7 protein-coding genes are annotated in these 15,179 nt (G+C 51.7%); 2 read left to right on the top strand and 5 right to left on the bottom strand.

The genetic code is table 11. The features are described from left to right. Position 1 precedes the first annotated feature (1 nt). Entirely contained in the window at positions 2–1,261 is a 1,260-nt protein-coding gene (locus SD10_RS27380; RefSeq protein ID WP_046578494.1) for a hypothetical protein, read from the bottom strand. 544 nt (positions 1,262–1,805) lie between these two features. Here SD10_RS27380 and SD10_RS27375 point away from each other — a divergent pair. Continuing rightward, entirely contained in the window at positions 1,806–5,369 is a 3,564-nt protein-coding gene (locus SD10_RS27375) for an SNF2-related protein (RefSeq protein WP_046578493.1), read from the top strand. Between the two features lie 117 nt (positions 5,370–5,486). Here the strand turns inward: SD10_RS27375 and SD10_RS27370 are convergent, their stop codons facing one another. The 4 genes from SD10_RS27370 to SD10_RS27355 all read right to left on the bottom strand — a co-directional run bounded on the left by SD10_RS27370 (position 5,487) and on the right by SD10_RS27355 (position 11,767). Then, positions 5,487–6,863 (bottom strand): Gfo/Idh/MocA family protein, encoded by a 1,377-nt coding sequence (locus SD10_RS27370; RefSeq protein WP_046578491.1) that lies wholly within the window; start codon positions 6,861–6,863, stop codon positions 5,487–5,489. 76 nt (positions 6,864–6,939) lie between these two features. Next, positions 6,940–8,106: an alpha/beta hydrolase family protein gene (locus SD10_RS27365; protein ID WP_046578490.1), complete on the bottom strand. Its 1,167-nt coding sequence runs from the start codon at positions 8,104–8,106 to the stop codon at positions 6,940–6,942. Between the two features lie 34 nt (positions 8,107–8,140). Beyond that, complete coding sequence (locus SD10_RS27360; RefSeq protein WP_046578489.1) at positions 8,141–10,480, bottom strand: DUF7133 domain-containing protein; 2,340 nt, start codon at positions 10,478–10,480, stop codon at positions 8,141–8,143. Positions 10,481–10,741: 261 nt separating this feature from the next. After that, positions 10,742–11,767: a LacI family DNA-binding transcriptional regulator gene (locus SD10_RS27355; protein WP_046578487.1), complete on the bottom strand. Its 1,026-nt coding sequence runs from the start codon at positions 11,765–11,767 to the stop codon at positions 10,742–10,744. 344 nt (positions 11,768–12,111) lie between these two features. Between SD10_RS27355 and SD10_RS27350 the strand changes: the two genes are divergently transcribed. After that, positions 12,112–15,174: a SusC/RagA family TonB-linked outer membrane protein gene (locus SD10_RS27350; RefSeq protein WP_046578486.1), complete on the top strand. Its 3,063-nt coding sequence runs from the start codon at positions 12,112–12,114 to the stop codon at positions 15,172–15,174. Positions 15,175–15,179: the final 5 nt, after the last annotated feature.

Genomic DNA, 15,179 nt, shown 5'->3' with positions numbered 1-15,179 from the left:
ATTACCGCAATTGACCTTCAATCCAATCCAGGCCTCTCCCGTAGAGCGCATGGGCAAAACGAACGCGGTTGTCGAAGTCGGCATTAGCGGTTTGACCGTCGGTCATAAACTGCCGAACGAGACGGGCATTGTCGAGTGCCTGCGGTTGCTCATACTCCGGCTCCGTTTCGGTCCGAAAGGCTGCGAAGGCAGGCGCATCGCCCTCGAAATGCTGAAAGAACAAATGCCCTTTTGGTGTACGGACGGCACACAAAATACCCGTCGCCCGGCTTGTGGATGGGGCGAGTGTGCCCTCCAGGCCACGTTTCAGCACAATAACGGCATCGTATCCGGCCAGCATCGCCAGTTCGGCCATTTTCATCTGGTAAGTAATGTGAAACACCGACGTTACCAGAATTCGGGCGTGGCAGGGATTCAGAACTTTTTCGAGCGTGGCCAGAAATGGCCGTTTGATGATTGCGTGTCGTCGTTCTACCCAACGATTTAGCGCTGGAGAGAGCGCTTTCTGGTCGAGTACCCAGCCATACGAGGCCAAAGGCGTATCAAACTCATGGTTGCTTTGTAGAAACCGGCAACCAAGATTCATGTATAAATCGAGGGCATTGAGCGTGAACTTAGGCCCGCCGGAGCGCCCAACCATAGAGATTGCACCATAGCCCCGTTTCTGAAAAAACTGCGCCAGCAGGGGCGTAATCAGGTAACTATGCTCAACGCCATCAAAAGGCTCGGCAATTTGCAGCAAGGGCCGATCGGCACAACTCATGAGTCCGAAACCGGGTGAGAACGTCCGTTCGGCGGCTCGCATCAGGCCCTGGTATTCTTCATTCGTTTCGTGCCGAACCCGCATGATGCTGGCTGCCAGCCCCCGAAACGTTTCGCAGCTACCCGTACCAAAAAGATAATCGCCCAGTTGCTCCGCTTCGGCCACTTGTAAATTGCCCCCCCGCACTAGTTTAATCGCAATATGAAGCATTCCTTCGGACAAATCAGGGCAGATTTTATTGATCAGAAACGTGGGGTGCGAGAAAGCTCCTTTGCCAATTACTTCTTCCAGCGTTCGCTCTTCGGGCGTGGGGCCTTTGGCCAGTAACGCCCCCAGGAAAGCCCCTCGTTGTAACGGATGGGCATTCGGGTCAGCCAGCGCCACCCGGCACTCAGCCAGCAGTTCGGGGGTAAGCGGCTTGCTGCCATACTTACCGATACCAATGTGTTTGATACCCCGGCCAAGCGCGGTACTAGTAGCAGGTACGTCCAGAACCATAAGACTAACTGGTTTAACTAATAAATAGGGAGATAAGTAAAGTAAGTAAAAAAGCCCGACTTTTTACAGCTAATTCAACCAAAATCACGGTGTTAAGCTTTCATTCACCTCATTTATACTTATAATCTCTTCTCGTACTGTCCTTGTCCAATTATACACTCCTCCGTGGTCCGTGTCCTCACGGACCACCTGACCAGATGGTGTAGCTGACGCATGTGTAGTCCGTGAAGACACGGACCATGGAATACAATCACTTTTATTAATGCTGTCATCTGGCTCTGGGCACAATCTAGAACCAGAACTATCCTTAACCTTTCTTGTTGCTTTTCATTGAGGTAACGAACCGATTTATTAGTTGGGACCTTATGGATTGACAAAACGGGCTGGCCAATTTCTTTTTTTACGCATAATCGACTTGTATTCGTTCAAGTAGTAACAGATTACGCCTGACGCCGGGCTAGTTGGTAAACTTACCAACGGAACCCATTTTCCCGGCTAACTGGTTAATCAACTACTTTTACGGCGAAATTATTAATTGGGTATCATGGCGGAACGAATCACCTATGGCAAAACATGGTGGGGACAACAGTGGCTCAATGCGTTAACGAGCATTGATATGGCCAACCGATTGCCGCGTGGGAAGACCTACGCCAACAAAGGAGCCGTGCAGGGATTGTCCATTTCTCAAAATCAGATCAGCGCTTCGATCAAAGGAACCGCGCCACGTCCCTATAAATCCAAATTGTCGGTGCCACTGTTTACGGATAAGGAAAAAACAGCGTTACTCACCGAAATAAATGAGAATCCGGCGACGCTGGCGCAACTGCTTAACCGGCAGTTGCCGCCTGAGTTGACGGAGTTTGCCGAAAAACGCAACATTCAGTTGTTTCCCCACTCATTCCGGGATTTGACCATGGGTTGCTCCTGCCCCGATGAGGCCGTTCCCTGTAAGCACCTGGCAGCTGTCATTTACACGATTGCAAATGAAATTGACCGAAATCCATTTTTAGTTTTCCAACTGAAAGGGCTGGACATACTGGCCGAAATCCAGAAAAGTCAGGTCCATGGGATCGCCAGCACATTGGATACGGTGCTGTCGTTTAGAGACATTGGCACCGATGAACTGCCCGATGAAGACGAAGACTGGCGGCCCGATGAAACCATTCGCGCCAGCCTGGACTTTGCGACCATTCCACCCCTAGCCGACCAGCTTTTAGACTTGCTCTCTCCCGACGTTACGTTTACCAAAGGCGACTTCCATAAATCGTTGAGCCGAGCGTACAAATTATTCAGCAAGCCAATAGAAAAGGAGTTGGTTACGGACGAAAAAAATCGGCCCGCTGGCCCTGCCTTTAGCGACAGCATTGAGCTACAACTCGATGAGTTGATGGCGGTCAAGAAGATAAGCATGTTCAGCGAACATGGCGAACCCCGGTCCATCAGCGGGTTCGACATGAGCGATCTGATTAACTGGCTCGATACCCTCACCGAAGCCGACTGGCCCGAAATGAGCGATTCGGTGCGGGCACTTTACTTGACACAACAATTCTCGGCGGTGCTGTTGCGTCGGGGCGCTGTGGTGCCGCAACTGCTGCGGGTTGGTCCTGCTGAAGAACAATATCGGGTGCGGTGGCTCCCGGCAACACTCAACGAAACCGTTAAGCGGCTGACCGATCAGCTCGCTACCCAGCTTCCGCCCACGTTACTCACCGTCCGCTGGCAAAAAGAATGGCTGGCTCTGCCAGATGAGCAACAGGTTTTGACCTTATGCTCGCTCTTTCTGCGTCGGGTTATCAAACCCGCTACCATCGAACTGTGGGAGCGCTGGCCCCTTGAAGATGCCGACCGGCTATTTTTTGGCGTAGAAACGGTCCGGTTTGAAGGATTTGGTCGAAAAGAAATGCCGCTGGCCATGCAGCTTTGGGTCAACGATTTCTTCTTGACCCATAAACGGTTTGTGCCCATTCTGGCCGTCGAAGACAGTGAGTTGGGTGATGAATTCCGGCTAAGTCTGCTGATCCGCGACCGCGAAGGCCCTTTAGTCAATGGTACGCCCACGGCCCCTATTCCGTTACCCGATTTACTGGATAAGAAAACGCGAGGACTCGATCCATACGAGCGCATTCGCATGGATGTTTTGCAGGATTTGCTGATTCTGGCCCGGCACTTTCCTGATCTGACGAAGCTGACAAAAATCGGTGGACCCGCTTACCTGACGTATTCGCCTGAGCAATTTGTGAAGATCCTGCTCGATACGCTTCCCCGTATGCAACTGCTGGGGATTGCCCTATGGCTACCAAAATCACTCCGGCATTGGGTGCGACCGCAGGCAGGTGGGCGACTCAAGGCCAAAGTTACGGCCAGCAATGCTTTTATGCGGCTGGACGAAATGCTAACGTTCGACTGGCAAGTGGCGCTCGGCAACGAAATGGTGAGCGTACGGGAATTCCAGAAACTGGTTGGCCGCACTACGGGCCTGGTCAAAATTAAAGACCAGTATGTACTAGTCGATCCAAATGACCTGACCAAGCTTTACAAACAACTCGAAAGCCCGCCTGAGCTGACCGGAACCGAGCTACTGCGTGCCGCCTTGGCCGAGGAATTTAGAGGTAACCGGTTAGGTTTGTCGGCCGAAGTGCGGGAATTGGTCCGGCAGTTTACCGAAAGTACGTCCCAACCCTTACCCGAATCATTAGACGCTACCCTCCGACCGTATCAACAACGGGGCTACGACTGGCTTATCAAAAATACGGCCCTGGGTATGGGCAGTCTGCTTGCCGATGACATGGGATTGGGCAAAACCTTACAGGTCATTGCTTTACTGCTCAAATTCAGGCAGGAAGGGCGGTTCAAAAAACAAAAGGGCCTGGTTGTTCTTCCAACAACGCTATTAACCAACTGGCAGAAGGAAATAGCCCGTTTTGCTCCGGAACTACAGGCTCGCATCTACCATGGTTCGAATCGAAAGCTACCCAGCGAGCGAGCCGACGATTACGATCTTTTATTGACAACCTACGGCGTTATTCGGAGCGATCTGGAAACGTTCAAGAAAACAACCTGGGCCGTTGTCGTTATCGACGAAGCCCAGAACATTAAAAACGCCGATACGGAACAGACAAAGGCCGTTAAATCCCTGAAATCGCCCATCCGCATTGCCTTGAGCGGCACACCCGTCGAAAACAGGCTATCAGAGTTCTGGAGCATTATGGACTTCGTGAACAAAGGGTATCTGGGCGGCTTGACCAAGTTTAACGAAGAGTTTGGCAAACCGATTCAGCAGGAGCGCGACCATCAGAAACTGGATCAATTCCGGCGCATAACCAGCCCATTTCTGCTTCGTCGTGTCAAAACAGATCGCAGTATTATTACTGACCTTCCTGACAAGATTGAAAATAATCAGTTTTGTACGCTTACGCCCGAGCAGGCCGCTCTGTATCAGAGTGTGGTACAGGAGAGTTTGCGGGCTATTGAAGAGAAGGATGGTATTGCCCGCCGGGGTCTGGTGTTAAAGCTCATGACGGCCCTCAAGCAGATTGGCAATCACCCCCGGCAATACCTCAAACGCGGTTCGGATCTTCCGGCCCTATCGGGCAAGACGGTTTTGTTGCTCAACCTGCTCGAGACGATTTATGCCAACCATGAAAAAGTGCTGATTTTCACCCAATACAAGGAAATGGGCGAGTTACTGGCTCAGTTTATCGAGCAGGCCTTTGGAAGACAGCCTTTATTTTTACACGGTGGCACCTCCCGATCCGAACGCGACGAGATGGTCGAACAATTTCAGAAGAACCGTAGCGACCACACCTTTATTTTGTCGCTCAAAGCGGGCGGTACCGGCCTGAACCTGACGCAGGCGAACCATGTCATTCATTATGATTTGTGGTGGAATCCGGCCGTCGAATCGCAGGCTACCGACCGGGCATTCCGCATTGGTCAAACCAAAAACGTATTGGTGTACCGGCTCATGAACCAGGGAACGCTGGAAGAAAAGATTGACGCGATGATCCGTTCCAAACGCGAACTAGCCGACCTTAGCGTGAAAACCGGCGAAACCTGGCTCGGCGACCTGAATGATGATGAACTGAAGGAGTTGGTGAGTTTGGGGTAATCTCGCTTGGCGAGGCTATTCTCCGTGGGCCGTGTCTTCACAGCCCACGGAAACATACATCACAAAAAACGGGTGACAGCTTTAGAAGCTGTCACCCGTTTTTTGTGATGTAAACCACTACACCTTCTTCGGATCGGGATGGGTGTATGGCGAACGATAGTCTCGGGCCAGCATTTTGGTCGCTTCTTTGTCGCCCACCACTTCCCGTTTTACGGGGTCATAGACCATCGGGCGGCCGGTTTTCATGGCCATATTGGCCAGAATACAGCTCGCGGTCGAGATATGTCCTTGTTCGATGTCAGCGACAGGACGGCTGTTTTTGTCGATGGCATCCAGGAAATTGAGCATGTGCAAACGGGTTGCCGGGGCTGCGTTCAACTCAATTTTCGGATTCGTATCTTCCGTAACATCTTCGGGGTATTTCTCTTTTTCGTAGACAACATCCAGGTGTATTTTTTCGCCTTTGCCATCGGGAATAAAGTCGCACTGCATGGTGCTGCCCCACAACGTTCCTTTTTCGCCGTAGAGCGTAAATGACCAGGGATAATCCGGATTGTTGGCCGTGCCCCAGGTTTTGTGATGCCAGACACAATTCAGGTCATCGTATTCAAATAGCGCCGATTGGGTGTCAGAAATATTCGATTTGCCCTCTTTCTGAACATAAATACCCCCGTGCGAACTAATCCGTTTGGGCCAGCCAAGATTCATCATCCAGCGAACCGTGTCGAACATGTGCACGCACATATCGCCCGTAATGCCATTCCCATACTCCATGAATGTCCGCCACCAGCGCACATGCGGCAAGCCGTCATAGGGGCGTAGCGGAGCGGGACCTGTCCACATTTCGTAATCCAGAAAATCGGGGACGGCCTGCACGGGTGGGTTGCCATTGTTGCGCATATGGAGGTCGCAGGACATCTCCACGTGCGATATTTTCCCGAGTAATCCGGCATCGACGATCTCTTTTTTCGCTCGGATCAGGTGTGGCGTACTTTTGCGCTGCGTACCAACCTGCACCACCTTGTTATACTTCCGGGCTGCCGCAACCATCGCTTCGCCTTCCATCACGTCGACGCTAATTGGCTTTTGTACGTAGACATGGGAGCCTGCTTTCACGCAGTCGATCATTTGTAGCGCATGCCAGTGGTCGGGGGTGCCAATGAGCACGATGTCCATCTGATTCTCGGCCAGCATTTTTTTGTAATCGCCATAGAGCTTGGGCGTCTTACCCGATTTTTGTCGCTGGCTCACCAGTTTTGCGGCACCGGCCAGCATGTTTTTATCGACATCACAAAGCGCAACGACTTCTACGGGAGCTACCTGAATAAGACGGAACAAATCGCTTTTACCATACCATCCCGTACCGATCAGACCAACCCGGTAAGCCTTGGGCGGGTTCATGAGATCCATACCCCTCGCCCCAAAGGCCGAAAGAGCGAGCGAGGCAGTAGTGCCCTGAATAAAACGACGACGGTTGATATTGAAAATATCCATGCGAGTTAAAAATTTCGGCCGAAAAAGCCGGGTTTAGGGGTACGATTTTTTACGTTTTACAGACTCTTAAGAAACCTTACTTCAACAAAGCAATCACCGCTTCGTCGCCCATAACAGCACGGGCCGGGCGCGGGTGAGCTGCATCGAAGACCATCAAAGCGGCTGGCTCCAGCAATGTATTAGGGCTTTCGTCGATCTCTCCATTCTTGAGAATCCGATTCAAATCCAGCTTTAGTGCTTTAGCCAGAAACCGATAGGCAGCTGCCCGTTTGTTAGGCCCATAATCATGACCCTCGGTTGGCAGATGCACGTTTTCGACCTGATCTTTTGCGCCATAATAGCCATAAATGGTTTGGATGTATGGGAATTCAACGTCGGGCGTATTCTTTGTCCAGTCTTTCCCATCAGACACAAGCAGCATCGGTCGTGGAGCGGCTAATGCGGCCAGCTCCACATTACTGGTCTGGTGGGTGGGCCGCTTATGAATGGGCATGCCGCTCTCGCAGGTGCAACCTCCGAAAAAGTGCGCCGACACCATGACGACGGGCACCGACACCTTAATCCGCGGATCGAGCGCCGTCAGCAGAAACGTTTGGGTTCCCCCACCCGACTCCCCCGACATGGCTATCCGGTTTTTATTTACCTCGGGTAAGCTCATCAGGAAATCAAGCGAGCGCATGCCGTTCAGGGTTTGCAGTTTCAGCGCTTCGGGTAATTTGTGCGACGTCTGCTTTGAATCGCCATAGCCAAGCATGTCATAAACAAACACAACGGCTCCTAGGCGGGCCATGGTGGCGCACCGCTGCTGAGTTTGCTCTACAAAGCGGGCATCCTCTTTGGCGGTATGCCCATGTGGACAGAGAATGGCCGGTAATTTGCCAGCCGCATTAAGTGGTTTATACAGATTACCGGTTACGAAAAAGCCCGGTATACTCTCAAAAGCTACATTCTCGACCGTATAGCCGTTCAATTTCTTCAAACTATGCCGAATGGGCTGAAGTGGGGCAAATTTCGGCTTTTCAGGCAACTGCATCCCATCCCGAAGGCCCTGCCGAATCAGTTTAGCGCGTGCTTCCCAACTGGCACGGTCATGATGAGTCTGGGCAAACTTTTGTAAGGCGGCTGCTCCTTCTGCTTCCGTAAAATAGGCTCCCTGGCATAAATCAGGCCGTGCCGGGTTCGGTTGGGCAAGGGCCATTGTCAGGCTCATGGCATAGCAGGCAATCAGGGCTCGGGCTTTCATAAGCTTTACTATTTTTTATTAACTCCTCCCCTCGTTACTCGCCCACTTTTTCCAGATCGGCCAACGTCCAGGCTTTGGTTCGTCCCGTTGTTTGCTCGCGTATGCGCTTCACATCCTCCGCTTTCACAAAGGGTTTATAGCCTCGGCGTTTCACAATTTCCGGCGGAGGGCCACTGCCCGAGGGCCGGGGACCAGGCGGTGGTGTATACGGCGGAAAATTACCCGTGTAGCCAAATTCATACCGGATATAGCTCAGGACAGAAGCAATCCATTCGTCGTCATTGGCCGCCATAGATGGCATAACATCGGGATAGGTTTTCTCGTCGACGGGGCCGGATAAGCCATTCAACAGGATTTTAATCAGCACATCTTTATCACCTACCACTCGTTTCGAGGCAAATAATGGAGGAGCAACCATGCTGCTTCCGCCAACGGCCAGGCCTTTTCCATCGGGACCATGACAGCTGGCACACAGAGTTTTAAAAGTATTGGCACCGGCCATAACCATCTTCCGGTCTTCGGGTTCGAGCCGGCCCAGCCGCAAGCCGTAGGTTTTGACGGCGTCATTCTTCAATAAACTTTTCTGAGCGCTGACTAGCATTTCGTTGTTAGCGCTCTGCTCAATGATCTCGCTGGCAAGCGTGTTGGCTTTAGCGGCCTTGCTGGCGTGCAGCGACAACACCAATTGCGTCCTGACATCATAGCTGGGATCGGTTTTAAGGGCCCGTAAGGCCTCGATAACCTGATCATCATCCTGCTTTACATACCGCTCACTAATCACGACAGCCGCCCGCCGAACTTGTGGGTCAGCGTCTTTCATCGCCATAAGTACCATATCTTTGTCGATAGCCTCCAGGCCTTCCAGCGTCCACAAGGCATGCAAACGGCCAAGCGCCGATGGCTGTTTAGCCAACGAGCCTTGCTGGCCCGAAGCGATCTGCTTCAGCATCGGAACCACCGACTTATCACCCAGCACAACGAGTTGCTTCTGGGCATTATCGCGCCACCAGCCATTCGGATGATCGAGGTAGGTAACCAGTTTGGCGCTGGGCTCATCGAGCATGTGCGGTTTTGGACCCGGCTTCATGCCATCGTGCACCAGCCGGAAAATGCGGCCATGCTGAATATTCTTGTCCAGTCCCAGCCGTTCGATCTGGGGCCGCAGGTAGCTTCCTTTCGGTGTCCACTGCGATTCCTGAATAATACCCCGGTTCATGTCCACGATGTACAAACAGCCATCTGGACCGGTATAGGTGTTTACGGGCCGGAAATTCATATCGGTTGATGCGATAAACTCCTGCTGTTTATAGGCGTTTTCCAGCCTTAGCTTTCCGTTTGTATTGATCACTTTAGCCCGGCGGATAATCCGGGCAACGGGTTCGCCAATCAGGTAATCACCCACCAGATCAGCGGGTAGTTTGTCACCCCGGAAGATAGACTGCCCATTGCTGGCCGTGAAGTGATTCAGTGTACTATCGGGCAACCGGAGCCGGTTCAGACCACCCTGAATATCGGGTGTAGCCATAATCGGCCAGACCGCGTTGAATTCTTCACTGTATTGATCTGGAAATTCCAGTCCACCATAAACGGGGTTAATCTGAAAGCCCGATGCCGGAATTTCGCCACCCGCCCGCGAGAAAAATAACCGGCCGTAGTTATCGTGGGTAAGCCCCCATTGGCCATTGGAGCCGCTGGGCAGCGAGTCTGCTTTAAGGCCATTTTTGGTGTAGCGAAACCGCACCGGATCAACCGTTTCGTAAATGTAGTTGTCCAGATTCCAGTCCAGTCCACTGCGCTGGTGTTCCAGATTACCGGGCGATTTTTTACCGACATGGTAAACCGATTTTTTCTGATCGGCTACCCCATCGCCATTGGTATCTTTATAACTATAAATGTCGTAGGTATCGGTTTCGTTGACCAGCAACTCGTGGTCAACGCACAAAATCATGCGGGGCAACAGAAGCTTGTCGATGAAAACGGAGCTTTTGTCCATTTTACCGTCGTTGTTGGTGTCTTCGAGCAGCATAACCCGACTGATCGCGTCGTGCTCACCGGAACCATCGGCGTCCTGCATGTAGGTATCCATTTCGGCTACATACATTTTGGCGTTTCCGTCCCAGGCAATCGCCACTGGCTCCCTGATCATCGGATCGCTGGCGACCAGTTCCATATGGTAGCCTTTGGGCACCCGAAAGGCCTTCAGGCTCTGCTCGGGCGTCAGTTGTGCAGGCGATGGATTGGAAACAAAGGCCGGGACAGTGTCTGTAGCTGCCGTATTTTTTGCGCTATCCTGCGGAGCTTGCTGTACGACCTTACAGGTAACGACCAGCATCGAGAACGAAAGCAAGCCTGGTAGCCAGAGCTTATTTTTCATGAGCGTATGTTTAGAACAAAACCAAAAGATAGTTGTACTAAACTCTTACTCCCTTCTTTGCAAGCTTATAACGTATTTTTTACATTTTAGGGAAATCGCTCGAAAAAGGCCCGTATTTTTTCATTTTCACCGGGTTGAGGTCCGGCACAGTTTATCCATCCGGTTGTTTCTGCCTTGGGTTTCAACCCGGTGAAAATGAGAAAATCTGCTAAGCAACGAATGAATTACCCCTCATTTAGATCAAGTTACCGGAAAGTTAGCCTATACAGCCTTCACGGTTGAGCCCCGGACAATCAAGCTTGTTGGTAGTATAATCCGTTCAGGCTCAAACTCATCTTCTTTTGCCTGCAACTGCCGAAGTAATAAATTCGCCGTTTGCTGCCCTATTTCGTCGACGGGCTGGGCGACCGTCGTTAGGCCCGGCTCGATCAGGGCCGACATCGGATCGTCACTAAAACCCACAATAGCCAGATCGTCGGGCACTGATAGACCCCGACGTTTGGCCACGTTCAGGGCTTCGAGCGCTGTGGGGTCATTCATGGCGAACAGAGCATCGGGCGGGTTCGGTAAGTTCAACAGGTGGTTTACATAAATATTTGCCTTGTCGAGATTCAGATCATAGGCGATAACCAACTCTGGGTCTATCGGCAGCCCATAGTGCCGCAGGGCATCCCGATAGCCATTGAGCCGGTTGCGGCTATTGGCGAGCGTATCGGGCCCGGCCAGATGGGCAATCCGCCGTCGGCCCGTTTGAATGAGGTGCTCGACCGCCCGAAACGCGCCGTTATAATCATCCACCGTTACGTTCGATACTGCCATATCCTCGCAAACGCGGTTGAAAAATACGACTGGAATGCCTTTCCGCTGGAAAACCTTGAAGTGATCGAAGTTGCGGGTTTCTTTCGTGTGCGACACAATCAGGCCATCCACCCGACTCGCCAATAAGGCTTTCGCGTTGGACACTTCCGTTTCATACGACTCATTTGAATGGCAGATAACGACATTATAGCCCGATTTGGCCATCTCCTCCTGCGCTCCGATAATGACTTTCGGGAAAAAGAAACTGATAAACTCTGGCACAATGATACCCACCGTTCCAGTACGGTTCGTCAGCAGGGATATAGCCAGTTGATTCCGCTGATAATCGACCTGAGCGGCCATATCGAGTATGCGCTGCCGGGTTTTCTCATTAACATTTGCATGACCCGTTAAGGCCCGTGATACCGTCGATTTGGATATTCCCAGCGCACGGGCAATGTCGATAATGGTTGTCTGATGAGTAGCCACAGAAACTTCTATTTATATAACGAATCTAATTTTTACCTACTATTAGCTAGTAGATACATAACCAACAGCCATCTTGCCTGATCATTTTATTGGGAATGTTCCCAAAATTTTGGGAACATTCCCAATAAAATAAGTCAAAAATTTCTTTGCAGAATTACGATTGGGCTGTAATATCAAGTAATAATAGGCGAAATAGCTCATTTTGCTTATTGTCTGGGGGTCAGAAGATGAAAATCATTACTTACTCGCTCTTCCTATTCCCTGGCTCACTCAAGTTATAAGTTTTGTACTTTTTCAATTTTGCCATTCCTAAAAACTAAAAGGCAGTCAACGCTGCTTGACCTATGCAATCTATTTTATCATTACGAACTGGGATCGGCTTGCTGAGTCTGGTATTGGCTACCCTGACAGGGCAGGCGCAGGCACCCCGAACCACAACCATTAAGGGGCGGGTGACCGACGCTGGCACAAACGAAGGACTGCCGGGGGCAAACGTAGTCGTGAAAGGCGCTCAGCAGGGAACCACAACGAATGCCAACGGACAATACACGGTAACCATTCCCAACGGAAATACAACCCTGACGTTCTCCTCGATTGGTTATGTGTCGCAGGAGGTTCCCGTTGCCAACAAAAGTACCATTGATGTGGCGCTGAAATCCGACGACCGGTCGCTGAACGAAGTGGTTGTGGTTGGCTACGGCACTCAGCGAAAAATTGAGACAACCGGCTCCATTGCGTCGATTAAATCCGCCGATCTGGTTCAAACGCCTATCGTCAACGTAGCCCAGGGCATACAGGCGCGGGTAGCAGGGGTTCAGATTGTACAAAATTCGGGCGCGCCGGGCGGCAATGTCAGCGTTCGGATTCGGGGTACGAACTCCATTAACGGAACCTCTGAACCGCTCTACATCGTGGACGGCATTCAGATTGCCAACGGAAGCCCAACCGATAACGTGGCAACGACTAGCCCTCTGTCAACCATCAATCCGAATGATATCGAATCGGTTGAGGTGCTGAAAGATGCTTCGGCGACGGCCATCTATGGCTCACGGGCCGCCAATGGCGTCGTTCTGATCACCACAAAGCGAGGAAAGAGTGGCGCCACCCGGGTTAGCCTGGAAAGCTATTATGGCGTACAGAAGGCTACTAAAATGCTTCCGGTTCTTAACGCAGCCCAGTTTGCCCAGTTGGATAATGAAGTCTTTAAAAACACCTTTTACCCGGACCCTGCCAGCTTGGGCGAAGGCACGAACTGGCAAAAACTGATTTTCCGGGAAGCGGCCATTCAAAATCATCAGTTGACCATTAACGGAGGCTCGGAGAAAACCCAACTGGCCCTGTCGCTGAATTACTTCAACCAGGATGGCATTATTATCAACTCTGGTTTTCAGCGCTATTCGCTCCGGCTCAACGTCGATCACCGTGTTAGTGAGCGGATCAAGATAGGGACCAGCATTCTGGGCAGTTATTCCATCAATAAAGGCGTTCCCTATGGCAGCACGAATCTGGGCGACGCCGATGTGGTAACCAGCAGTATTTTAGGCGCGGCCCTCGGTGCGCCACCCACGCTGAAACCATACCGTGCGGACGGCAGTATTTACCCGTTTGGCGAACAGGCCAATGGCCAGTATCGCGAAGTAGCCAATCCATTGGGGCTGGCCGCCATCTACAACCAGACAGCTACCCAGCGAACACTGGCCAACCTGTATGGCGAAGTCTCTCTGGCGAAAGGCTTAACCTACCGGGCTTCTTTCAACGTGGATTTGCAGAATAGCCTGCGCGACACGTATTCGCCCCGGTCCATTGTCAGCCTGACCGATCTAAATGATAATTCGGGTTCGGGCTCCAAAACAAATTCGAACGGAATCGTGCTGCTCCACGAAAGCATTCTAACCTACAGTCGCCAGTTTGCGGAGCACCACTCGCTAAAGTTCACCGGTGTATATGCTACCCAAACCAACCTGTTTAACTCGAATCAAATTAATGCTACGGGCTTTCCCAATGATGCAACGGGTGACGAAGCGTTGCAGCTAGCCCTGGCCCGGACCGTAAACAGCAACCGGACCAAAGAAGGATTAGACTCTTACCTGGCCCGGATTAACTACGGCTATAAGGACAAGTATTTTCTGGATTTGACCGCTCGGGCCGATGGATCTACAAAATTCGGAGCGAACCATAAATACGGTTTTTTCCCGGCGGTATCGGCAGCCTGGCGTATTATTGAAGAGCCTTTTCTCAAGAACGTTGGCTGGTTATCGGATTTAAAACTGCGCGGCAGCTACGGCTTAACGGGTAACGCGGGCGGCATCTCGCCCTATCAGTCGCTGGCTATAGTTGGCTCGTCTAACCCCAATTCATCTGATTACCAGTTTAATCATACTTATTTGACGGGTATTAATCCGCTGGGAATCGCCAACCCCGATCTGCGCTGGGAGAAATCGACTCAGGCTAATATTGGCCTGGATATCAGCGTACTGAACAACCGGCTGAGTTTCGTAGTCGACGTGTATGACAAGAAAACACGCGACCTGCTGTACATCAAGACATTGCCCTTATCATCGGGCTATGGCAGCATTACGGGCAATTTTGCGGCTCTCGAAAACAAAGGAGTCGAACTGGCGGCCAATGCCCGAATCTTGCAGGGCCCTCTCCGCTGGGACGTGTCGGCAAATGCGACCATGAACCGCAACAAAGTGCTTGATCTGGATGGCGGCACTACCCAGGAACGCTTCGTGACAACCTACAGCATTTTGAGCGTCGGGCAACCGCTGGGCCTGTTCAAAACGTACGTTTTTGATGGAATAAACCAAACGGGCGAAACCATTCTGCCCGGCTACGACGGTCGTTTGGGTGGCCATAAAGTGAAAGATATCAATGGAGATGGTGTTATCTCAGCGGCCGACCAGGTGGTTACAGGCAATCCGAATCCCAAAGTTATTTTCGGTTTTTCGACCAATCTGGCCTATAAAAGTTTTGACTTGAGCGCCTTCTTTTCGGGGTCGCAGGGCAATGACATCTACAACCAGGCCCGGTTTGCGTTTGAGACGCCCCTTGGTCAGCGCAATTTGCTGGCGGGTGTCGCCAACCGCTGGTCGCCCACGAACCCCAGCCAGGAATATGCCAGCGCAGCCCAGGGCAGCCGCCTTCCGGTTAGCAGCCGATACGTGGAAGACGGTTCCTACGTGCGGATGAAAAACATAACGCTGGGGTACACACTGCCTAAACTAAATGGTGTCCAGCGCATCCGGATCTATGCCAGCGGCAACAATCTCTTTACCCTTACCAAGTACAGCGGCTTCGATCCCGAAGTAAACTCCTACGCGGGTAGCAACACGGTCATTGGCGTCGACAACTTAGTTTATCCCCCTGCCCGGTCGTTTCTGGGTGGAATCCAGGTCACATTTTAAATGAG

This window comes from Spirosoma radiotolerans, from assembly GCF_000974425.1.
Classification (GTDB): Bacteria; Bacteroidota; Bacteroidia; order Cytophagales; family Spirosomataceae; genus Spirosoma; species Spirosoma radiotolerans.
Note: the sequence above shows the minus strand (reverse complement) of the source record. Positions and strands in the feature narration are given on the sequence as shown.